Here is a 21475-nt window from a genome sequence, read left to right as displayed (position 1 = left end):
TGACCTGCGCCCAGGCGCGGCCGACATCATGGTGGCTATCTCGCTGAAGCCCACCGCCGGCCATGCTATGGCAGCACACAGGCGCGGCCTAAACCATGGTGGCTGTCTAACTGCGGACGCACCCCCGCCTCCGCCCTCGAAGTGAGAACACCCCGCAGGCCAGCGCAGCGCGGGTCCAGCGGATTCGCGCTCCACCGCGTAGCCCTACCGTCGAATTCAAAAGCCGCACCCTCTCTCGGGGCGGCTCGCGCAGTACGACCGTGACAAATTCACCGCCGCGTCAGCGCGGGCTGACGAGGACTCGGACGAAACCGCGACCGTCGGACAGCGAGGTCAGCGCTTTGCCGATTACCGCGCCGAATGCGCGCGCGGGCTCGGTGACTCGGCGGCAGTGACCGGGTGTCGCCGATGTGGTGAGCAGGTCGCCGGGCCGGATAGGTGCACTGTCGGCATCGGCCGCACACCACACCTTGCCCATCAGCGCGATATGCGCGCTGTTGTCCTGCCGGTCGAGCACGATGGCCGGTTTCACACCGCCCGCGCCGGAGACGATGCCTGCCACGGCCGTGTCGTAGTCGCGGGTGCACGGTGCACTTCGCCGTCCGCACCGAGCACGACGACCAGCCCCTCCGCCACGGTTTCGTCGGTCGTGGTCAACGCCTCCGCGTAGTCCGCACCTTCGAGCATGAGATCCCCTCTGACCGTGACATTTCCGGTGACGTACACATTGCCCTCGAAGAACCCCGCATCACCCCCGCCGGTGTTGACGCCCACCACCGCGCCGTGGTTCCGGTTCTTCGACCACCCCCGGACACCTTCCCCCTCAGCACTTTCGAAGAATCCGGCGGTGCCACCGCCGGTGTTGACCCCGACCACCGCACCGTGATTTGGATTCTTCGACCAACCCCGAACCCCCTCCCCCTCAGCACTTTCGAACCACCCACCATTGCCACCGGGGGCCGCTGAATTGTTCACCCCGACGACACCGGCACCTGGACCCTGGCCATCGCCACGAACACCGAATCCGGTACTGCTGGTTCCCAGCACACCGGTCCCGGCTGCCGTGTGCGCACCGGCCACGGCAGGTACATCGGTGACCGTCGAATCCCCGTTGACATTGCCCATAACGAATCCTCCCCATCTGACATGACTTACGGATAGAGCCATCCGACTTGTCGCGTCGGCGGAATACGCCTCCAGAGTGGCGGCCGACCGGCCTGGGCGACACGTTTCGGTCCGTCCAACGAACCTAGGAAGGGTGGTGCGCGAACACTCGAGCGGCGCGACGGGTGACCGACCGCCGATTCGGTCGTGGCCAGTGTGCCCATCGTCTGCCGTCTGGGTGGCGAAAGAACGGGCCTGGCCCGATTATCAGCAGTTTGCTCGAGGTGTCGGATGGCGGTGGCATCATCGAGGGCTACGAGGTGGATCGGACAGCGCATCCTTGCGACAGGGGGCACATGAGCGCGGAACTCGTTGCGGTCAGGCTCGGTACCGCGCTGGTGGGGCGGGCGGCGCAGTTGCTGCTGGCGAAACAGCAAAGCGACCAAGCACGGCGTTCCGAGATGGACGAACTGATTCGGCGCCACATTCCTGGCTTTCGCCCGCAGCGCAGCGTCAAGCGACAGTTCGAGCAGATCGCGGATGCGGTGGCCGAGCGGCTCGAACCCATGCTCGCCCATGAGTTCCGCGGGATGGATGAGGGTGAGCACACGGCGGTCGTCGAGGCGGTGGTGCACACTTTCGAGCAGGCCGATCTGTCCGATGCCGCGATCTTCGCGTCGAATGCCGATCCGGCGCAGCTGGCTCGGCGGATGCGCGAAACCGTGCAATCGCCGACTTGGCTCAGTGCGGCGGGAACAGCGTTGTACGACCAGCTCGTCGCGGAATGTTGCGACTGTTATGTCCAGATAGTTCGGCACCTGCCGGTGTTCGTCGAGCGGGCAGTGCCCGAGTTGCTCAGGCGCGTAGACAGATTGGGCGCAGAGGTCGAGCAGGTCCTCGAACGACTGCCCAAGCGCTCGCTGTACGCACCGGACGGCAGCGACCAGGACGCGGCCTTTCGCCGCGAGTATCTGGAGCTGATCAGCCGGACCCTGGACGAGGTGGAGCTGTTCAGCTTCGCGGTCGAACAGCCTTTGCGGACAAAACTTTCCGTTGCTTATGTCAGTCTGCGAGTGGTCGGCCAGAATTACTTGTGGTTCGGTGACAGGCGCCAGGCCGACGAACAAGGACTCGGCGGCGGACGAGTCGAAGCCGCATTGAGCCGAAAGCTGCGAATCCTGCTCCGTGGCGAAGCCGGATCGGGCAAGACAACGCTGCTGCGCTGGCTGGCGGTCACCGCCGCCCGTGCGACGTTCACCGGCGACCTCGCCGCCTGGAATGGGCTGGTTCCCGTGCTGCTCAGGCTGCGCAGCTACACCGCTCGCGAGCTGCCCAAGCTGCATGAGCTGCTCGATGACGCGGCGGGACCGCTGACGAGCCACATGCCCGAGGCCTGGGTCGATCGTCAACTGGCGAGCGGCCAGATCCTGTTGCTGGTCGACGGCGTGGACGAACTCGTTCCCACAGATCGCGACAAGGTCCGGCAGTGGATCAATCTGCTACTCAACGCCTACCCGCTGACCAGAATGGTCGTTACCTCCAGACCGGCCGCTGCCCAACACGATTGGCTCGAAAGCACCGATTTCACACCGGTCGAGCTCGAACGAATGACGCAGTCGGACCTGAATGCCTTCATCCGCCAATGGCATCAAGCTGTCGGCGAGAGTGGTCAGCGTCTGCCGTGCGCACCGACGGAACTACCCGACTACGAACGTGCCCTGATCGCCAGTATCCGGGATCGCCCGCATCTGCAGGCGTTGGCCGCCAACCCGCTTCTTGCCGCGATGCTCTGCTCGCTGCACCTGAGGCGTAAGCGACAGCTCCCGCGCAATCGCATGGAGCTGTATCAGATCGCGGTCGATCTCCTGGTGCAGCGGCGCGATGCGGAGCGGCATATCCCCAGTGCGCAGGGGGCTTCGCTCAGCTTGACCGACAAGGTCACCGTGCTTCGCGATCTGGCCTGGCGTTTGTCGGACAACAATCTCAACGAAGTCGACATCGACAGGGCCGCAGAATATGTGACCACGAAGATCGCGTCGATGCGCCATCTGGAGGTCGATCCGCGGGACGTATTGGACTATCTGCTCAATCGATCGGGCATCCTGAGATCCCCTGCCGACGGCCGAATCGACTTCGTGCACCGAACTTTTCAGGAATACCTCGCGGCAGCGGAGGCCGCCGCGCAAGATCGCATCGGCAATCTCGTCGGACGCGCTCACCTGGACGTATGGCACGACACGGTCATCATGGCGGCCGGCCACGCCAACAGCAGCCAGCGCGGGGAGCTGATCACCGGCCTGCTCGACCGCGCGACCGACGACGACCGTAACGAGCGACACCTGCGGCTGCTGGCCGCGTCGTGCTGGGAAACGATCGAGTCACTCTCGGGCGAACTGGCCCAGCGGCTGGACGAGACGATCGCCGGGCTCGTCCCGCCGCAGGACCTCGACGAGGCCGCTTCGCTGGTTGCGGTCGGCGAGCCGTTGCTGCGATATCTGCCGAAGAATCTCGAGGACGTTCCCGACGTGAGCGCGATGACGACGGTGCGGACGGCAGCACTCATCGGTGGCCCCGCCTCATTGCGGTTGCTGGGCGGCTACACCGAGGACACGCGCGAAGAAATACGGCAGGAGCTGATCGCCACCTGGGACTACTACGACCCGACCGAATACGCCGATGAAGTACTCGCCAGCTTCCCGCCGGAGCCCGGTCTCGATCTCTGGCTGTTTCGTCCGCGCCAGTGGAAGCCCACCGTTGCGCTCGACAACCTTCGATCCTTGATCGTCGAATTCCCTTCGAGCATCGGCACACTGGCAGCCGACGGACTACCGGCAGTCCCTTCTCTCTCGTTGTTCCGGCTGACCGGAGCCAACGACCTGCGAGCGCTTGCCGCGGCGCGCGACCTCGGCTACCTCCGCGAGCTGGTGCTGGCCACCAATGACCATCAGGCAGTGCTCACCGGCTTGGACGGGCTGGCAGCATGCACCGGCCTGCGCCGCCTTCAGCTGGTGGGCTGGAAGTCGCTGCCGCAGTTGACCACGGCATCGCTACCGGTTCAGCTGCGATCGCTCGGCCTCGAGCCGGTTCCGGCGGAATACGACCTGACCTGCCTCGTGGATCTGCGCGAGCTCAGTCTCAGCGGCGAGGGCGCACCCGCCGCACTCAGCACAGTCGGCGGAGCGTTGCACCTCGAACGGCTGACGCTGGCCGACTGTGATCTCGTCGACGAGCTGCCCGCACTGACCGCCACACTGCCCCAGCTCCGCTCATTGGAGCTGGCTGCGGTCACACTGCCGGATGACCTCACGTCCTTCGGCGATTTCCCACTGCTGGAGACGATTTCGCTGCGGGACTGTGCCGGGATCGATGGCCGCAGGGTCGATCTGGCCGCCATCCCACAGCCGAAGGCACCCCGGCGATTGATCGTGACGACCATGCCGCGGCGACGACGGGAGCGGTGATGCCGAAGGGCGGCACCGTGTCGTCGCCCGACTCCTAGAACCCCAGCTTCCCCAACTGCTTCGGATCCCGCTGCCAATCCTTGGCGACCTTCACATGCAGGTTCAAATAGATCCGCGTCCCGAGAATATGCTCGATCTGCTGGCGAGCATTCGTCCCGACCTCTTTGAGCCGAGCCCCACCCTTACCGATGATGATCGACTTCTGACTGGGACGCTCCACATACAAAATGGCATGCACATCGAGCATGTCCTCCCGCTCCTCGTACGGCAGGATCTCCTCGATCACCACCGCCAACGAGTGCGGCAGTTCGTCCCGGACACCTTCCAGCGCCGCCTCACGAATGAGCTCGGCCATGAGGGTCTCCTCCGGCTCGTCGGTGAGCTCACCATCGGGGTAGAACGCAGGCCCCTCCGGCATTTTCGAGGCGATGACGTCTACGAGCACCTCGATCTGCTCGCCCTTGACGGCAGACACCGGCACCACGTCGGCGTCGGGGCCGAGCAGTTTCGACAGCGCGAGCAGTTGTTCGGCGATCTGGTCCCGGCTCACCTTGTCGATCTTGGTGACCACGCCGAGCACGGTGGTCTTGGGCGCCATCTGCTTGATCTGCGACACGATCCACTTGTCGCCGGGACCGATCTTCTCGTCGGCGGGCACGCACAGCGTGATCACGTCGACTTCCGAATACGTATCGCGCACAAGGTCGTTCAGCCGCTGGCCGAGCAGGGTGCGCGGGCGGTGCAGGCCGGGGGTGTCGACCAGGATGAGCTGGGCGTGGTCGCGGTGCACGATGCCGCGGATGGTGTGCCGGGTGGTCTGCGGGCGCGAGGAGGTGATCGCGATCTTCTGGCCGACCAGGGCATTGGTCAGCGTCGACTTGCCGGTGTTCGGGCGGCCGACGAAACAGACGAAGCCGGAACGGAATTCGGCGTTACCCTGGCCGTCAGCCACCGTGCACCTCGGCCGACTCCGCGTCGACGGCGAGCTGCGAGTCGTCGACGATCTCGAATACCGCACCGTCACGGTCGGTGAAGATGATCTTGGCTTCGGGCGACACTTCGCGCACCGCCGTGACCCCGTAATCGGACAACCGTCCGCCGACCACCACGGCCGCCTCGAATCCCTCTGCGCCACTGGAGATCGCGGCCGCGACCGCCGACTGCAGCGCGGTCAGCCGCAGCGCCGTCAGGCTCACCTCGCCCGCCGCGTAGGTGCGTCCGTCGGTGTCGCGGATCGCCGCGCCGCTGGCGCCGCCGGTGCGGCCCAGCGCGCCGCGCGCCAGCACCAGTAACTTGTTGTCCTCGGGATCCAATTCGGTCATTCGGTGTCTCCGTCCTCGTGTCGACCGGCCGGGACTTCCCGATCCGATCCATTGCCCTTGTGTGTGCCGTTCGGCTGTTCGCCGTCGGCGTTCTGCGCCTTGTCCGTCACCTTGCGCACCACCACGGTGTGCACCCGCACCCGCCCTCGGGTGTCCGCGCCGCCCTCGCCACGCAACATCAACCCGTGCACCACGACCTTCGACCCGGGCAGCGGCACCCGGCCGAGCTCGTGCGCCATCAACCCGCCGACCGTGTCGACGTCTTCTTCCTCGATGTCGAGCCCGTACAGATCGCCGAGGTCTTCGATCGGCAGGCGCGCCGAAACCCGGTAGCGGCCGTCGCCGAGGTCTTCGATGGGCGGCGTCTCGTCGGTGTCGTACTCGTCGGCGATCTCGCCGACGATCTCCTCGAGCACGTCTTCGATGGTCACCAGCCCGGCGATGCCGCCGTACTCGTCGACCAGCAGCGCCATGTGGTTGCGCCTGCGCTGCATCTCGTCGAGCAGGCTGTCCAGCGGTTTGGAGTCGGGCATGAACACGGCCGGGCGCATCACGTCGCGCACCCGCACCTTGCGACTCCGTTCCGCATAGGGCACAAGGTCTTTCAGGTACACCACGCCGAGGATGTCGTCGACGTTCTCGCCGATCACCGGAATACGCGAGTGCCCGGATCGCACCGCGAGCGACATCGCCTGTGCCGCAGTCTTGTCCGCTTCGATCCAGACCATCTCGGTACGCGGCACCATCACCGCGCGGGCGGCGGTGTCGCCGAGTTCGAAGACGGACTGGATCATTCGGCGTTCGTCGTCGGCCACCACGCCGCGCTCGCTGGCCATCTCGACCACTTCGCGCAGCTCGATCTCGGAGGCGAAGGGGCCGTTGCGGAAGCCCTTACCCGGCGTGATCGCGTTACCGAGCAGGATGAGCACCCGGCTGAGCGGGCCGAGCAGCGCGCCGATGAACTGCAACGGCAGTGCGGCGGCCAAGGCGATCGAGTAGGCGTGCTGGCGGCCGAGGGTACGGGGGCCGACCCCGATCACCACATAGGACACCAGCACCATCACCGCGGCGGTGACCAGCAGCGCCCAATTGTCTTCCCAGACCGCGATCAACGCTGCGGCGAGCAGCACGGTAGCGCCGATTTCGCACAGAATGCGCAGCAGCACCATGAGATTCACGTAGCGGGCGCGGTCGGCGACGATCTTGCTGAGCCGTACGGCGCCGGGCCGATCGGCCCGCACCATATCGTCGACGCGGGCCGGCGAGATGGTGTTCAATGCCGAGTCGACGCCCGCGAATACGCCGCCGACCGGGACGAGCAGGACGGCAAAAGTTATCAGGGTCAGCGAACTCACGCGGGTCCTAATGCGTCACCAGGTGTGGTGAAGCCCGCCTTCCCCAGCAGCCTGGCGTCGCGGGCGGCTAGTTCGGCCCGCCGCTGTGCTTCGCGCAGGCTCTCGTACCACTCTTCGAGCAGTCGGGCCTGCAGCGCGAACATCTCCTTCTCCTCCTCCGGCTCGGCGTGGTCGTAGCCGAGCAGGTGGAGCACGCCGTGCACGGTGAGCAGCGCGAGTTCGTGGTCGAGCGAGTGGCCGGCCTTGCGGGCTTGGCCCGCGGCGAACTCGGGGCACAGCACGATGTCGCCGAGCATGGACGGGCCCGGTTCGGGGCTGTCGGGGCGCCCGCCCGGCTCGAGTTCGTCCATCGGGAAGGACATCACGTCGGTCGGGCCGGGTAGGTCCATCCAGCGCATGTGCAGGTCTGCCATGGTGTCGAGATCGACGAGCACCATCGACAGTTCCGCGGCGGGGTGCACATCCATCCGGGTGATCACGAAGCGCGCGACACTGACCAGATCTTCTTCGGGTACGTCGATACCCGACTCGTTGGCGATCTCGATACTCACCCGGTCAGCCTATGTCACGGCATGCTGCCGTCCGGCTGACACCCGGCGTCGCGGGATGTCAGCCGGACGGGGTCGAGCACGCGGCTCAGCGCCGGTCGCCGCGGCTGGCGGCGCGACGCTGGGCCCGGTTGCCCGGATAGTGCGGGCCGACCTGCGGCCTGGTCTCCGACTCGGCGCGGTCGTAGGCGTCGACGATGTCCGCGACCAGCCGGTGCCGGACCACGTCACTGCTGGTCAGGTACGAGAAGTGGATGTCGTCGATGTCGGTGAGGATCTCGCTGGCCGCGCGCAGACCGGACCGCGCGCCGGTCGGCAGGTCGACCTGGCTGACGTCGCCGGTCACCACGATCTTCGAACCGAAGCCGAGGCGGGTGAGGAACATCTTCATCTGCTCGGCCGTGGTGTTCTGCGCCTCGTCGAGCACGATGAACGAGTCGTTGAGCGTGCGGCCACGCATGTACGCCAGCGGCGCGACCTCGATGACACCGGCCGCCATCAACTTCGGAATGGCTTCGGGGTCCATCATGTCGTGCAGCGCGTCGTAGAGCGGGCGCAGGTACGGGTCGATCTTCTCGTTGAGCGTGCCGGGCAGGAAGCCGAGCCGCTCCCCCGCCTCCACCGCGGGACGGGTGAGGATGATCCGGGTGACCTGCTTGGTCTGCAACGCCTGCACGGCCTTGGCCATCGCCAGATACGTCTTGCCGGTGCCCGCGGGGCCGATGCCGAACACGATGGTGTTGGCGTCGATCGCGTCGACGTAGCGCTTCTGGTTCAGCGTCTTGGGCCGCACGGTCTTGCCGCGCCGGGACAGGATGTCCAGGCTGAGCACCTCGGCCGGGGACTCGGAGGAGCCCTCGGTGAGCATCGACACGGTGTGCCGCACCGCTTCCGGGGTCACCACGCGGTTCCGGCCGGTGAGCGCGACGAGCTGTTCGATCACCCGCTCGGCGAGGGCGACATCGGCCGCCTTGCCGGTGAGAGTGACGGAGTTGCCGCGGACGTGGATGTCCGCGTCGAGCAGCTCTTCGAGTTCACGCAGGTTCTGGTCGGCCGAACCGAGGAACGGGAACACGGATTCGGGAGCGAGTTCGATACTGGAACGCACGGTGCGTGCTGCGGGACCCGAGCTGGTTTCGTCGGCGCCGATACCTGTTGCGGATGTCGTCGGGTCGCCGATCTCGCCTTGTGTTCTCAAAAGTGGCTACAGCCTGCTTTCCGGTCTCGACGTGCTGCTGTGTTGATGAAAGTTTAACGCGCCCCACCGACACCGCCCAGTGAATAAGCCGCTAACGGAGGGACCGGGTCTTCACGGGATTCCCCCGCGGCGCTCGGCCCAACCCTCGGCGAAATCACGAAAGCGTCGCGCCGCCCCAGGCGCGGACGTCGCGGCCGACCACACCACACCGACCTCCCGGGTGGCACCCGCGTCCGCCAGCGGGATCAGCACCGGCCCGGCCAGCCGTCCGTCCACCTTCGCGGCGGCCACCCGGGCCGAGCTCGCCGGGCCGAGATCCTCCTCCGGCAGCACCCCGACGCCGAGACCTGCGGCGACCAGGCCCGCGACGGTGACAAGATCACTGGCCTCGAAGGCGATGCGCGGGCGAAGATCGGCTGCGGCACACAGTTCGTCGACGATACGGCGCATTCCGTAGCCGGAATGCATGGCGATGAAGTCCTCGTCGGCGACCTCGGCGAGGCGTACTTGCCTACGGCCGGCCAGCCGGTGATCGGCGGGCACGGCCAGCGCGAGCCGCTGCCGCAGCAGGCCGCGCCAGCCGATGCCCGCCACGCTCGGGCGCGGCGAGACGATACCGAGATCGGAGGTTCCGTCGAACACATCGGTGGCCACCATTTCGGCGGGTCCTTGGCGCAATGCGAAAGTGATTCTGGCCGAGCCGCGGCGGAATTCGCCGACCAGTTGCGGGACGAGCCAGCCGCCGAAGGAATGTAGAAAAGACAGGCGCACAACACCGTTGGCGGGACTGTTCAGATCGGCGATGGACTTGGCTGCGGTGTCGAGTTCGGATTGCGCGCGGCGTGCCTGTTCGTAATAGATGCGGCCGAACTCGTTGAGGATGATGCGTTTGCCGCGGCGGTCGAACAGCTCTACGCCGAGCCTGCGCTCCAGTCTGCCGAGCATGCGGGACAGGGTCGGCTGGGCGAGGTGCAGGCGTTCGGCGGCCGCGCCGACCCGTTCCAGTTCGGCGAGCGTGATGAACCATTCGAGGTCTTCGCTCAGCACGGGCCCCACCCTTTCCGGTGACACGTGTCACAGCACAGCCGAGAGCGGCATGGGCTGCTCTCCCTATATGCGCTCAGCGCATCAACTCGACCATTATTATTCATTTCCCTTCGGAAGGGTTCGCTCGCGATCCTGAAAGCCATGACCTCGACGAAGACCGGGCCCGCCGCCGCAGGCCGCACGGCACACGAGCGGCGGATCACCACCGCGCTGTTCGCGGCGGGGCTGGCCACCTTCGCGACGATGTACAGCGCACAGGCCCTGCTGCCCAGCCTGTCCGCCGCCTTCGGCGCGACCCCGGCCCATGCGGCGCTTGCGGTCTCGCTCACCACCGCGTTTCTCGCGCTGGCGATCATTCCGGTGAGCGCGCTGTCCTCGCGGATCGGCCGCACCCGCGTGATGATGGCGTCCGCGGTCAGTTCGGCGGTGATCGGCCTGTTGCTACCGTTCAGCCCGTCGCTGGAGGTGCTGTTGACCGGGCGAGCGCTGCAAGGGCTCACCTTGGCCGGGGTACCTGCCGTGGCGATGGCCTATCTCGCGGAGGAGATCGGCACGTCGGGGCTCGGGGCCGCGATGGGGGTCTATATCGCGGGTACCAGCATGGGCGGGCTGGTCGGGCGGGTGATTCCGGGGTTCGTGCTCGGTCTCGGCTCCTGGCGCTGGGCCGAGGCGGTCATCTCGGTAGCCGCCGCGGTGTGCACGGTGTGGTTCGTCCGTAGTCTGCCGCCGTCGCGTGGTTTCGTCGCCCGGCCCGCCGGAATCCGTACTGTGCTGGGCGATCTCGCCCTTCAGCTACGCCATCGCGGGCTGCTCGCGCTGTTCGCGCTGGCGCTGGTGCTGGTCGGTGGTTTCGTCTCGCTCTACAACTTTCTCGGCTACCGGCTGACGCAGCCGCCGTTCGAATTGCCCGATGCGGTAGCGGGTTTGGTGTTTCTGCTCTATTTCGCGGGCACTGCGGTCGCGACGGTTGCCGGGCGGCTCGCCGATCGTGTCGGCCGTCATCGGGTGCTCGCCGGCACGGTGCTGCTCATGGGCGTGGGATTGGTCTTGACTGTGCCCGACAACCTGGTGACTCTCATCCTCGGCATGGCCCTGTGCACGGCAGGCTTTTTCGGCGCGCACACGGTAGCGAGTGCTTGGGTCGGCGTGCTGGCGTCCGGGAATCGTGGCGCTGCTTCGTCGCTGTATCTGTTCTCGTTCTATGTGGGCAGCGGTGTTGTCGGTGGTGCCGTGGGTATCGCCTATACCCACCACGGGTGGGCGGGACTGGTCGTGTGCGTTGCCGGTCTGCTGACGGTGGCGTTGATCCTGGTGTCCACCTTGGCGTTTCGGACTCAGCACCTCCGTGCAGCGGCCTGATGTCGTTCGCTACCAGCGAGGCGTCAGGGCGCCGAGGGCACCCAGGGCGACGGCTGCCGCGGTGGAGGTGCGAAGCACGGTGGGGCCGAGCAGGACGAGGTCGGCGCCGGCCTCGGACAGTGCAGACAGCTCGGAGTTGTCGAGGCCGCCTTCGGGTCCGACGATCAGCACTACTTCGGGCACGTCCGCGAAAGAGAGTTCGGTGAAACGGCCTGCGCCGGATTCGTGCAGCGCGGCGACGATTGCACCGTCCGCCTTGGCTTTACGGATCAGCTCGAGGAGGTCGCGAGTGCGATGCAGATCGGCGACCTCGGGGATATAGGCGCGGCGAGATTGCCGGGCGGCCGAGCGTGCGGCGGCGCGCCATTTGTCAACGGCCTTGCCCGCCTTGCCTTCCCAGTTCGCGATGCACCGGGCGGCCCGCCACGGGACGATGGTGTCGGCGCCCGCCTCGGTCATCAGCTCGACGGCCAGCTCCGAGCGGTCCGACTTCGGTAGCGCTTGCACGACCGTCACGCGCGGCGAGACAGCTTGCGCGACAGTACGATTCAAAACCCGCAGGTCCAGCCGGTCACGCTGCGCCGCAACGACTTCCGATTCGGCGAGCACGCCGCGCCCGTCCGACAGGGTGATCGGCTCGCCGACCCGGATGCGGCGCACCGTGGCGGCATGCCTGCCCTCCGGGCCGTCGAGCACGGCGACGGCGCCCGGCTCGGGCACCTCGTCGAGGTAGAAGACCGTCGCGGCCAATTATCGTCCGCTGAACGAGGCCCGCAGCCTGGCGAACAGGCCGCTGTTGTGCTCGGACTGGGTGGACATGACCTCGGCGCGCTCGCTCGGGCGCATGCCCTTGTACTTGCGCAGCAGGTCGGTCTGCTTGCTGTCCAGCTTGGCGGGGATCACGATGTCCAGGTGCGCGAGCAGGTCGCCACGCGCGCCGGACCGCAGCCGCGGCATGCCGTGGCCGCGCAGCACCGAGACCTCGCCCGGCTGGGTGCCCGGCGCGATGGTCAGCTCGGTGGGGCCGTCCAGGATGGTGTCGATCACCACGGTGGTGCCCAGCGCGGCGTCGACCATCGGCACGCGGATGGTGCAGTGCAGGTCGTCGCCGTCGCGGACGAAGACGTCGTGCGGCTGCTCGACGATCTCGACGTACAGGTCACCGGCGTGCCCGCCACCGGGACCCACCTCGCCCTGCGCGGCGAGCCGCACCCGCATGCCGTTCGCGACACCGGCCGGGATCGGCGCGGCGATCTCGCGACGGGCGCGCACCCGGCCGTCGCCGCCACACTTGTGGCACGGATCGGGGATGGTCTCGCCGGCGCCGCGGCAGGTCGGGCAGGGGCGCGAGGTCAGCACCTGGCCGAGGAAAGATCGCTGCACGGACTGCACTTCGCCTGCGCCGCCACACGTTTCGCAGCGCACCGGCTTGGATTTGCCGTTGGTGCCCGCGCCGGTGCACACGTCGCAGAGGATCGCGGTGTCCACGGTGAGATGCTTGGTCACGCCGACGGCGCATTCGGCCAGGCTGAGCCGGGTCCGCAGCAGCGAGTCCGCGCCGGGCTGCACCCGGCCACGCGGCTTGCGCGCGCCACCCGAGGCGTTCATGCCGCCGAAGAACGCCTCGAACACGTCCCCGAGGCCGCCGAAACCGGCGCCCGAGAACCCGCCACCGCCACCACCGGACTCCAGCGGGTCGCCGCCGAGGTCGACGATGCGTCGCTTCTCCGGATCCGACAGCACCTCGTAGGCGGCAGACACTTCCTTGAACCTGGCCTGCGCCGTCTCATCGGGGTTGATGTCGGGATGGAGCTCCCGCGCCAGCTTGCGATAGGCGCGCTTGATCTCCTGGTCGGTCGCGTTCTTCGCGACGCCGAGCAGTCCGTAGTAGTCCCGTGCCACTTGAGTTCTCTAGTCCTTGGTCGTTCTCGACAGTGCCGACGGTGCTTCACCGCTCCAACCGCATGCTGATCGACAGCATTAGTCGGATGCACTCAACTTTATCCGGCCGGAACTACGAGCGTATCAGCGGCATCGGAGCCGTCAGCGTTCGGCGAGGACCTCACCGATGTAGCGGGCAACGGCCGCGACCGAGGCGATGGTGCCCGGATAGTCCATCCGAGTGGGGCCGAGCACACCCATGCCGCCGAGGATCGCCCCCGACGTGCCGTAGCCGGTCGACACCACCGAGGTACCGCGCATCTGCTCGACCTGGGTCTCCTCGCCGATGCGCACCGTCACGGTGCCGGGCTGCTGCGCGGCGGCCAGCAGTTTGAGCACGATGACCTGCTCCTCCAGCGCCTCCAGCACGTCACGCAGCGAGCCGGGGAACCCGAAGTCGGCAGCGTTGCGGGTCAGGTTGGCAGTGCCGCCGAGCACCAGCCGTTCCTCCGGATGCTCCACCAGCGTCTCCACCAGCACCGTCGACACCCGGATCAGCACATCGCGCAACCGCGGCGGCGCCTGCTCGGGCAGTTCGGCCACCGCCGCCGACGCCGCGGCCAGCCGCTTGCCGTCCATCGCGCCGCCGAGCATGCCGCGCAGTGCGGCCAGGTCATCGTCGTTGATCAGCGCGCCGAGCTCGACGAGTCGCTGGTCGACGCGGCCGGTGTCGGTGATCACCACGAGCAGCAGGCGCGCGGGATTCAACGCGACAACTTCGATGTGCCGCACCGTCGACGCGGACACCGACGGATACTGGACGACCGCGACCTGCCTGGTCAGCTGGGCCAGCAGTCGCACGCCGCGACGGAGCACGTCGTCGAGGTCGACCCCCGACTCCAGGAACTCCATGATCGCCCGTCGCTCCGCCCCGGACAGCGGCTTCACCTCGGCGATGCGATCCACGAACTGCCGGTAGCCCTTGTCGGTGGGGATGCGCCCGGAACTGGTGTGTGGCTGCGTGATGTAGCCCTCGGCCTCCAACACCGCCATGTCGTTGCGCACTGTTGCACTGGAGACACCCAGATTGTGCCGTTCCACCAGGCTCTTCGACCCGATCGGCTCCTTGGTCGCGACATAATCCGCGACGATCGCGCGCAGGACCTCGAACCGCCTGTCCTCGGTGCTCGACATCGGCCCCACCTCCTCGCTTCCGTCTTCGGGTACGCCGCCGTAGGCCATCGGCGAACCCGCACATCGCACAACTTCCTGCGAATCCCGGTCCGTCTGGTTAACCAGTCTAATTGCCTATACCCGAATCGCCGCTTGCGCGCCACCGGTGGAGGGCTGAACTGCGGTGAAGCCGGTGGGCGTTCGGGTCACGGGATCGCGCGCAGGACCGTGGGCGCGACTTGCACGACCTGGGTGCAGGCATCGAAGGGGAAGGGTGGGGTGGCCGGGGCGAGGTTGACCGAGACGCGCAGGAGGTGCGCGTTGCTGGCGGTGGGTGGGTCGGCGCGGCGGTAATTCAGGGTGATTGCACAGGTGGAGTTTTCCCGCGTGGGATCGGTGGACTGGACCGTGCGGAGTTCGGTGCCGGTAAGTCCCTCGACATTCGTGTGGCGCGCGTACTGGATGGCCTGTCCCCCGTCGAGGCCGGAGGGCAGGCGGTTGACCTCGCCGGTCTTGACCATCTGCTCGTTGCTCTGATCGAAGGAGACCTCGACGGTGGCGCGGTGGGCGCCGCCGGTCTGAACGAGGGTGATCGCGCACTTGTAGGCCTTGGTCCAGCCGACCGAGGTCAGCTGCCAGCCGGTGAACTGGGCAGCGATCTGCGAGGTGGCCCCGCACGGGTTGCGCTGTCGCAGTGAACGTCCGGCAGGTTCGTCGATGACATGGGGCGGCAAAGCCGTGAGGCCGTCGATCGTCGCGGCGAGGTATTCCCTGACGAACTGGCAGGGCTGGGACCATGGCACCGGCGTTTTCGTCGGCCCGGTCATCTTGGCGACGCTCAGATGGTGCGCGAATCCGGTGTCCCCGGCGGGGATTCGGTAGTCGCAGCCGTACGCCTCGGGTCTGTCGTCGCTGCTCGCGCTGCGGTACACGGTGCGGCCGTTGACCTGCTCGGTCCGGTCCGCCGCCCGCTGAGACGAGGTGTAGAGCTTGTCCAGTTCCAGATTGAACGAATAATAAGCATCATCGGGGGCATCGAGTATCAATCCGCAGCCGGTCCAACCGCCGCCACGTTCCAATCCGGGGCTGCGGTCGTAACGCTGGAAAAGGCCTAAGCGCTCAGCGAATTCGCGATTCAGCAGTGCGCACGGATCGGTGGCGCGGATGCGTGCCATGAGGTCGGCCGTGCCGGGCGCGATGGCGGCCAGTTCTTGCGAACCCGGCGTTCCCGCCTGCGCTTTCGCTGCTTTCGGGGCGGTGGGTTCGGCGCTGGGGCGCACCTTCGCCTCGGTGGAGATGGTGCCGCACGCGCACACCATGAGGACGACCGTGGCCAGTGCTGCCATGGCCGCCCAGCCCCGTCTGCCGCCTGAGATCAACGGCAACTCCCTCGGCTTATCGAACGATCCACGGCAGGTTAACCCAATTGCGGCGGCTCCCTTATCGGTTCTCGAATACCCGGTGAATCGTGACCTAATCAGTGTCGGAAAACACGTCACACGAACAAAACTCATGATCAGCGCCCCGTAGGCAGACGGCGGCGGCCCGCAGTCAGTTCGGTGATCAGGTCCTCGTAGCCGACCGCTAGTTCGGCGAGGCGTTCCCAGGCGAACCAGAGCTCCCACTCGGATTCGCCGGCCAGGGACGCGTAGGCACTCGCGGTGAGCCGAGCGAGGCGATCGAGGATCGCGCCGAGGGTTTCGGTGTGCACATAGGCACCGCCGTGTGCGACGGGGAGGTGCGCGGTGACCCAGCGATCAATGGCACGGACTTCCCGGGCACGATATTCGTCTATATGGCAGGCGGATTCGTGCGGGATGGACAGCCGGTGTTCGTGCAGCGCGGTCAACTCCCGAACCGCGCGTAACAACGGATGGTCGACGGTGTGCTCGCCGCGGCATGCGCGCAGCACTTGGCTTCTCGTCGGCAACGAACCATTCACGCGATTACCTCCCCCGGTGCGTGGGCTGTATTGCACACCCTTTGTAGAAGCTGCACCGTGTGCGGCTCACAGAAGGGGTGTGAGGATCCAACAATGGGTGCGGTGTTCGCACGCAGTGTGTTTGGGGCGCTGGGATTTTCGTGGGCTGCGCAGTCAACGGGCAGGCCTCTTGGTGCAGGCGCGCAGGTAGTCGATGATGACCGCGCAGGACGGGCGGAAGGTGTCCCGCGGCAGCACGACCCAGGCCCGAGACGGGGTGTGCGAATCCGCTGGGGACGGAAGGGCGATCTCACCGCCGAACGGCACGATGGCGACGTCGAGCCGGAATAGTTCGGTGAAGAGACGGGTGTCATCGGGCACGTCGGGCCGACACAGGAAAGTCCAACGGCGGGAACGGATATGGGCCAATATCGGGCCGACCGGGCAGCCGCGGAACAGCATGTCGTCCCGGACGCGCTGGCCGAGCCGGGCGGGCATGGTGATCGCGCCGACCAGGCCGACCTTGACGATGATCCGGCCTGCTTCCGGTTGGATTCCGGCGGGTAGCCCGCAGGTGCGGCGGTAATAGGCACAGCGCGAAAAAGGGGTGTCTCTGAACGTTGGGTCATGCATATCGCACCTCGATTCACCTCGATCGATCGGTTGGTGCCCCCGGTTCCGAGTGGACCTGAACCCGCTCTCGCCGATAGGGTTTCAAGTATTCGATGACACGGACCGGGGCGCGCGTTCAGTAGAGCACCGGAAATGATCGGCGGGAACGTTCCCAGTAGTGGAACCAGGGGAAAATTCGCAAGGTTCCAAGGATTCCCGTCCATGCGGTTCCAGTTGCATACCTGGCCAATAGTGAGGCTACGAAAGGGAATTGCCGTGACCCCCACCGGATCCACCCTCCCTCGGCGCATGCTGGCACGTCAGCTGCGCGAACTCCGGGAGAATTCAGGCGTCAGCGCGGAAATCGCGCGCCTGGCGATAGGCGTTGGCAAACAAACACTGTGGCGGATGGAGACCGGGCAACCCGTGCGGTTGAATCCGTTGTTCATCCAGCGGTTGTGCGAGGTGCACGGTGCACCCGAGGACGTGACGACGATGCTGCTCGGATTGGCGGAAGAATCGCATCGCATCGGATGGTGGCATGCGTTCGGGGATGCCGTGCCGAAGCATTTCGATTTGTTCGTCGGGTTGGAAGAGGCTGCGAAGAGGGTTGTTTCGTATCAGACGGTGCTGCTGCCGGGGTTGCTGCAGACCGAAGAATATCGGCGGGCGATGATCGGGGTGGATTCACCCACCATGCCCACCGAGGAAGTCGAACAGCGGATCGAACTGTTCACTCGGCGCAAGGTGCGGCTGACCGAAGCCGAAAATCCGTTGACCGTCGACGCCATCGTGGACGAATGCGTCCTGCGTCGGGCCATCAGTGGTCCGGAGGTGATGATTGATCAGCTCCACCATCTCGCTCGAGTCGGCGAGCTGCCGAACGTCTGCGTGCGGGTGGTTCCGCTCAGTGCGGAGGCGTACGGCGGCTTGGCGGTAGGGCCGTTCGTGCTGCTCGAATTCCCAAGGCACCCAACGGCACATCTGACCGAGCCGCCTGTTGTCTACCTGCAGGGCCACACCGGAGCGCTCTACCTCGAGAAGACCGACGAGGTGCAGCAGTATCAGCAGGCATGTATCGACTTGCGACGTTCTGCATTGGATGAGTCCCGCAGTCGTACGCTCATCCACCAGATCGCGAAGGAGTACGCGAAGTGAGAACAGATCTGTCGACAGCCTGCTGGTTCAAGAGCAGTTACAGCAGCCCCAGTCAGGACTGCGTCGAGGTCGCCTTTCTCGGCGGCGAAGAGGTCGGCGTTCGTGACTCGAAGAATCCGAACGGGGCTGCGCTTGTTTTCAGCTCCGGTGAGTGGGGGGTCTTCATCGCCGGTGTTGCCGGTGGAGTGTTCGATCTGCGGTAAGGGTGTGCCGAGGATGTGAGCTGGGGCCGGGACTTCGCTCTGTGCGAGGTCCCGGGCCCGACCTCGGGCAGTACTGACCGACCCGCCTCCGACGGGTGCCGACCTGCGACGCGACTCGCTTGCACGCAGGTAGACCCATCGGTAGCGTCAGCATGAGCTGAAGCGGGGGGCGGAGAAGCCGGTCCGGTCCCGCGCGATCGATTCGAGCACCGGCGGGCGAAGGATCCGATGACGAGCAGGTTTCTCTCGTGGAAGGTGTCCGGTCTCGTTCTTGGTGCCGTGTTTGTGTTGGCGGGATGTGGACCCTCTAACGGTGGGGGCGACACTCCAACAAGCAGCGGGAGCACCCCTTCCGACTCCAAACCTGGGCTTACTGCCAACGTACCTGGCGGCTACGACCCCTGCACAGCGATACCGCAAACTGTGCTGGACTCGGAGAACCTTCGCGGCAAAGACAAGGATGATTCCAACGCCTCAGGTGGAGTCAAATGGCGTGGTTGCGCCTGGATCCAAACGGATGGATACGCGGCAACAATCCAGACGACGAATCTCACCGTCGATATGGTGCGCGACAAGAACTTCCGTGACGCCCGAGAATCTACTGTCAGTGGCCGTCGGGCAATCCAGTCACGGCAAGTGGATGACCATCCCGATGCCGCGTGCACGCTGAACGTGGAGATGAAAGGTGGCAGCCTCGAGTTCAACCTGAGCAATCCGCCATCTCGCAAGAACACCGGCAGTATCGACACCTGCCAACTCACCCGAGCATTGGCCGAGAAGGTTGTGCCCACAATGCCTACCACTGTATGACCGCTCCTTGATCGGACTCGTTGGGAGGGAAGGAACGACATGAGCGACGATGGCAATCCACAGGTGCGGCCGATGGCTAACATCCTCAACGAGGCGCGGGAGGGGCGACTGGCCATCGAGTTGAAGCCAGAAGACTTCGTCTACATCGACCGCGATTGCCAATACTTCAAAGACGCTATCCAGAACATTCAACGGATCATGGATGGCGTCTCGAGGCAGTCGACGTGGGGTCTCGGCGAGACAAACCAACAGATGGTGTCGGGAAGCACGCTTGTCGAACGGTTCAAGGAGAAGGCGAACGGCGCCAAGGACGGCAACAGCGTGTTTGCGATCATGGAGATGCATTACAAGATCGCCGAGGACATTCAGGAAGTCCATCGAGTGGTCAGGGAACGAATGATGCAGGCAGACAGTAGCTTTGCCAGCGAGTTCAATCGACTGAACGAAACTCTGCCTCAGCGGCCGCCCGCTCAGCTGCCGGCTGGTCCCTATCTGCTGCCTGATGGGACCGGCCGATGAGTGGATACGAGCCGACACGAATCCCCGGCGGCGGCGAGCACACCGACAGCTGGGAACACCCGGACATCAAGGATGCCTTCGAGCCCCTCGATACCACCGACGCAATCAATCAGGCGGAGAAGTACTGGCAGGTGCACCAACTCTGGGAACAGGGGGTGGAAACCTTCGCCCGCTCGATCCAGAAGTCGATCGACCAAGCTTGGTCCGGCCCAGCTGCCGACAAGTCGAAGGAATCGATTCAGAGCTACACCACTGACGCCCAGCAGTTGACCCCCGCGCTGGCCGAGTTGCACACCCGTGTCCGCGACGCCGCCACCGCAATTGTCAACACCAAGAAGGCAATTCCGGATCCCGTGGTCGTCACATGGACCTCGTGGGCATGGCCACCGCACCGCTGGGACCTGCAGCGCGACCAGAACGAAGAGACGCAAAAGGCTCGGGTCGCGATGAACGAGCACTACGTGCAACCGTTCAGCCAAATGGACGGCAAGATTCCGGTGCTACCCACGCCGACCAGTCCGACCAAGGCCGTCGACATCCCTGCCCCGCCACCCGGCGGGTACCAGAGCCAGGACGGCACCGGCGGTCAGCCGAACCAACCCACGTCGACTACCACCGACCCGGCTTCGAACAACTCCACCGTTCCCGGCGACAAAGATGGCGATGGCAAGCCGGACGAGCCGTCGACCCAGGACCCGAAGTCGGCGGACAACCCGAAGGCTGAGCAGACCACACCTGCCTCGACGAACCCGGCAGGCACTCAGACCACACCGGCCGGCAGCAACCCGACGACCACGCCGACACCGAGCAATCCCAGCTCCACCGATCCGGCGAAGACCGCGCCGACGGGCACCGGGACGCCTTACTCCCCGAGTAGTCCCGGCAGTCCCAGCAGAACCGGCAGCCCCAGCAGTCCGGGTTCGCCTAGTTCGAAGACCCCGCAACCCGGCCGCAGCATCTCCGGCAGTCCCGCCGTTCCCGGCACCACGTCCACCCCGGCGGCAGCAGCCGCGGCCGCCACCCGTGGCGCGAGCGGTACCCCCGGCATGGGCGCTCCGGGCATGGGCGCGCGCGGTGGTCAGTCCGAGGACGACTCCGAACACAAGATCCCCGACTATCTGATCACCCAGGAGAACACCGACGAACTGCTCGGCGAGCTCCCGAGAACGATTCCCGGCGGCGTAATCGGCGGCGACAACACCACTTAGACCCCACGACACCGCACTGAACGGGACGGCGGAACCTCGCGTCTCGTCGCCGCCTTGTCCAGTTCGCGTGGCGGTACTCGCCGAGAGCAGTTCGGTGGTGCGAGCGGCCGCTCACGACACTCACGACAGAACGAGCACAGAGAAGATCGGACCGAGATGACTGAATGGACTTGGGAACCAGATGATTTCGCTGCACTCTGGTATTCCGATGCCCATGATCGGTTCCCCGGCCCGCTGCGCTACACGAGCCGGTTCGCATTGCGTGACGAGTTCGCGGCACACCGGCACGCCGTCCGCGACCGCTATACCGCCGACGAGCTGGAGGAGATCCAGCTAGCGCTGCATACCTTGGGCACGTCCGACGTGCGGATCGAAATCCTCGGCGGCACAAGCAAACACAAGAAGAGCACCGGCCGAGATGACCTACGCGAGTACCGAATCATCGGTGCCCGCAACGCCTATCACGCCGTCACCTTGATGCAGGCGGGCACCGCTACCGAGCACGGCCCGATTCGCGTCCGCATGTTCCGCCCGGAAAGCCTTGCCGCACGCACCGTCCAGGCCCTCCCCGCCCCGCCCCCTATTCCCATCTGACG

The 21475-nt window shown here is 66.0% G+C and carries 22 protein-coding genes; 8 read left to right on the top strand and 14 right to left on the bottom strand.

Annotation, left to right across the window (positions count from 1 at the left end; genetic code table 11):
• Positions 1-280 precede the first annotated feature (280 nt).
• Complete coding sequence (locus DBO33_RS10830) at positions 281-562, bottom strand: hypothetical protein (RefSeq protein ID WP_107654906.1); 282 nt, start codon at positions 560-562, stop codon at positions 281-283.
• Positions 529-1125 (bottom strand): hypothetical protein, encoded by a 597-nt coding sequence (locus DBO33_RS10825; protein ID WP_107654905.1) that lies wholly within the window; start codon positions 1123-1125, stop codon positions 529-531. The genes DBO33_RS10830 and DBO33_RS10825 overlap by 34 nt, the downstream gene beginning before the upstream one ends.
• Positions 1126-1460: 335 nt before the next feature.
• Between DBO33_RS10825 and DBO33_RS10820 the strand changes: the two genes are divergently transcribed.
• Positions 1461-4565: an NACHT domain-containing protein gene (locus DBO33_RS10820; RefSeq protein WP_159080203.1), complete on the top strand. Its 3105-nt coding sequence runs from the start codon at positions 1461-1463 to the stop codon at positions 4563-4565.
• A 34-nt stretch (positions 4566-4599) separates the two neighbouring features.
• Here the strand turns inward: DBO33_RS10820 and era are convergent, their stop codons facing one another.
• From era to DBO33_RS10790, 6 genes are all read right to left on the bottom strand, one after another.
• The gene (era, locus tag DBO33_RS10815) at positions 4600-5517 is read right to left on the bottom strand and encodes a GTPase Era (RefSeq protein WP_107654903.1); all 918 of its coding nucleotides are present in this window, start codon (positions 5515-5517) and stop codon (positions 4600-4602) included.
• Positions 5510-5887: a cytidine/deoxycytidylate deaminase family protein gene (locus DBO33_RS10810; RefSeq protein WP_107654902.1), complete on the bottom strand. Its 378-nt coding sequence runs from the start codon at positions 5885-5887 to the stop codon at positions 5510-5512. Before DBO33_RS10810 ends, era begins: the two co-directional genes overlap by 8 nt.
• Positions 5884-7242 carry a hemolysin family protein gene (locus tag DBO33_RS10805; protein WP_107654901.1) on the bottom strand — a complete coding sequence of 453 codons (1359 nt, stop codon included), beginning with the start codon at positions 7240-7242 and terminating at the stop codon, positions 5884-5886. Before DBO33_RS10805 ends, DBO33_RS10810 begins: the two co-directional genes overlap by 4 nt.
• A complete protein-coding gene (ybeY, locus tag DBO33_RS10800; RefSeq protein WP_014982750.1) occupies positions 7239-7793 on the bottom strand; it encodes an rRNA maturation RNase YbeY in 555 nt (184 codons plus the stop codon). The genes DBO33_RS10805 and ybeY overlap by 4 nt, the downstream gene beginning before the upstream one ends.
• An 85-nt stretch (positions 7794-7878) precedes the next feature.
• Positions 7879-8970 (bottom strand): PhoH family protein, encoded by a 1092-nt coding sequence (locus DBO33_RS10795; protein WP_407670608.1) that lies wholly within the window; start codon positions 8968-8970, stop codon positions 7879-7881.
• A gap of 129 nt (positions 8971-9099) precedes the next feature.
• The gene (locus DBO33_RS10790) at positions 9100-10035 is read right to left on the bottom strand and encodes a LysR family transcriptional regulator (protein WP_107654900.1); all 936 of its coding nucleotides are present in this window, start codon (positions 10033-10035) and stop codon (positions 9100-9102) included.
• A gap of 141 nt (positions 10036-10176) precedes the next feature.
• Between DBO33_RS10790 and DBO33_RS10785 the strand changes: the two genes are divergently transcribed.
• Complete coding sequence (locus tag DBO33_RS10785) at positions 10177-11394, top strand: MFS transporter (RefSeq protein ID WP_107654899.1); 1218 nt, start codon at positions 10177-10179, stop codon at positions 11392-11394.
• A 9-nt stretch (positions 11395-11403) separates the two neighbouring features.
• Here the strand turns inward: DBO33_RS10785 and DBO33_RS10780 are convergent, their stop codons facing one another.
• The 6 genes from DBO33_RS10780 to DBO33_RS10755 form a co-directional block, all read right to left on the bottom strand.
• Positions 11404-12144: a 16S rRNA (uracil(1498)-N(3))-methyltransferase gene (locus DBO33_RS10780; protein ID WP_107654898.1), complete on the bottom strand. Its 741-nt coding sequence runs from the start codon at positions 12142-12144 to the stop codon at positions 11404-11406.
• Positions 12145-13296 (bottom strand): molecular chaperone DnaJ, encoded by a 1152-nt coding sequence (gene dnaJ, locus DBO33_RS10775; RefSeq protein ID WP_107654897.1) that lies wholly within the window; start codon positions 13294-13296, stop codon positions 12145-12147.
• Between the two features lie 141 nt (positions 13297-13437).
• Positions 13438-14469 (bottom strand): heat-inducible transcriptional repressor HrcA, encoded by a 1032-nt coding sequence (gene hrcA, locus DBO33_RS10770; protein ID WP_107660156.1) that lies wholly within the window; start codon positions 14467-14469, stop codon positions 13438-13440.
• A 185-nt stretch (positions 14470-14654) separates the two neighbouring features.
• The gene (locus DBO33_RS10765) at positions 14655-15794 is read right to left on the bottom strand and encodes a DUF3558 family protein (protein ID WP_159080202.1); all 1140 of its coding nucleotides are present in this window, start codon (positions 15792-15794) and stop codon (positions 14655-14657) included.
• 170 nt (positions 15795-15964) lie between these two features.
• Entirely contained in the window at positions 15965-16390 is a 426-nt protein-coding gene (locus DBO33_RS10760; protein WP_199856580.1) for a DUF4254 domain-containing protein, read from the bottom strand.
• Positions 16391-16543: 153 nt separating this feature from the next.
• Positions 16544-17002, bottom strand: a complete 459-nt coding sequence (locus DBO33_RS10755; RefSeq protein ID WP_107654894.1) for a DNA-directed RNA polymerase subunit beta — start codon at positions 17000-17002, stop codon at positions 16544-16546.
• 201 nt (positions 17003-17203) lie between these two features.
• On the opposite strand from DBO33_RS10755, the gene DBO33_RS10750 reads away from it, so the two are divergent.
• The 6 genes from DBO33_RS10750 to DBO33_RS10725 all read left to right on the top strand — a co-directional run bounded on the left by DBO33_RS10750 (position 17204) and on the right by DBO33_RS10725 (position 21473).
• Positions 17204-18139 carry a helix-turn-helix domain-containing protein gene (locus tag DBO33_RS10750; protein WP_234390778.1) on the top strand — a complete coding sequence of 312 codons (936 nt, stop codon included), beginning with the start codon at positions 17204-17206 and terminating at the stop codon, positions 18137-18139.
• Positions 18136-18342 carry a DUF397 domain-containing protein gene (locus DBO33_RS10745; protein WP_107654892.1) on the top strand — a complete coding sequence of 69 codons (207 nt, stop codon included), beginning with the start codon at positions 18136-18138 and terminating at the stop codon, positions 18340-18342. Before DBO33_RS10750 ends, DBO33_RS10745 begins: the two co-directional genes overlap by 4 nt.
• A 228-nt stretch (positions 18343-18570) precedes the next feature.
• Positions 18571-19152 (top strand): DUF3558 domain-containing protein, encoded by a 582-nt coding sequence (locus DBO33_RS10740; protein ID WP_107654891.1) that lies wholly within the window; start codon positions 18571-18573, stop codon positions 19150-19152.
• Between the two features lie 39 nt (positions 19153-19191).
• The gene (locus tag DBO33_RS10735) at positions 19192-19671 is read left to right on the top strand and encodes a hypothetical protein (protein WP_234390777.1); all 480 of its coding nucleotides are present in this window, start codon (positions 19192-19194) and stop codon (positions 19669-19671) included.
• Positions 19668-20879 (top strand): hypothetical protein, encoded by a 1212-nt coding sequence (locus tag DBO33_RS10730; RefSeq protein ID WP_107654890.1) that lies wholly within the window; start codon positions 19668-19670, stop codon positions 20877-20879. The genes DBO33_RS10735 and DBO33_RS10730 overlap by 4 nt, the downstream gene beginning before the upstream one ends.
• Positions 20880-21035: 156 nt before the next feature.
• Positions 21036-21473, top strand: a complete 438-nt coding sequence (locus tag DBO33_RS10725; protein ID WP_107654889.1) for an ESX secretion-associated protein EspG — start codon at positions 21036-21038, stop codon at positions 21471-21473.
• The last annotated feature ends 2 nt before the right edge of the window (positions 21474-21475 follow it).

The organism is Nocardia suismassiliense (assembly GCF_900269665.1).
GTDB classification, from domain to species: domain Bacteria; phylum Actinomycetota; class Actinomycetes; order Mycobacteriales; family Mycobacteriaceae; genus Nocardia; species Nocardia suismassiliense.
This window is presented reverse-complemented; position numbering and strand designations above follow the sequence as displayed.

Excerpts from the sequence above, each read along its gene's own strand:
- DBO33_RS10765 (WP_159080202.1), bottom strand. The coding sequence starts at position 15,794 with ATGGCAGCACTGGCCACGGTCGTCCTCATGGTGTGCGCGTGCGGCACC.
- DBO33_RS10730 (WP_107654890.1), top strand. The coding sequence starts at position 19,668 with ATGAGTGGATACGAGCCGACACGAATCCCCGGCGGCGGCGAGCACACC.
- DBO33_RS10755 (WP_107654894.1), bottom strand. The coding sequence starts at position 17,002 with ATGCATGACCCAACGTTCAGAGACACCCCTTTTTCGCGCTGTGCCTAT.
- DBO33_RS10785 (WP_107654899.1), top strand. The coding sequence starts at position 10,177 with ATGACCTCGACGAAGACCGGGCCCGCCGCCGCAGGCCGCACGGCACAC.
- DBO33_RS10750 (WP_234390778.1), top strand. The coding sequence starts at position 17,204 with ATGCGGTTCCAGTTGCATACCTGGCCAATAGTGAGGCTACGAAAGGGA.
- DBO33_RS10740 (WP_107654891.1), top strand. The coding sequence starts at position 18,571 with ATGACGAGCAGGTTTCTCTCGTGGAAGGTGTCCGGTCTCGTTCTTGGT.
- DBO33_RS10820 (WP_159080203.1), top strand. The coding sequence starts at position 1,461 with ATGAGCGCGGAACTCGTTGCGGTCAGGCTCGGTACCGCGCTGGTGGGG.
- hrcA (WP_107660156.1), bottom strand. The coding sequence starts at position 14,469 with ATGTCGAGCACCGAGGACAGGCGGTTCGAGGTCCTGCGCGCGATCGTC.
- DBO33_RS10810 (WP_107654902.1), bottom strand. The coding sequence starts at position 5,887 with ATGACCGAATTGGATCCCGAGGACAACAAGTTACTGGTGCTGGCGCGC.
- DBO33_RS10735 (WP_234390777.1), top strand. The coding sequence starts at position 19,192 with ATGAGCGACGATGGCAATCCACAGGTGCGGCCGATGGCTAACATCCTC.
- DBO33_RS10725 (WP_107654889.1), top strand. The coding sequence starts at position 21,036 with ATGACTGAATGGACTTGGGAACCAGATGATTTCGCTGCACTCTGGTAT.
- DBO33_RS10825 (WP_107654905.1), bottom strand. The coding sequence starts at position 1,125 with ATGGGCAATGTCAACGGGGATTCGACGGTCACCGATGTACCTGCCGTG.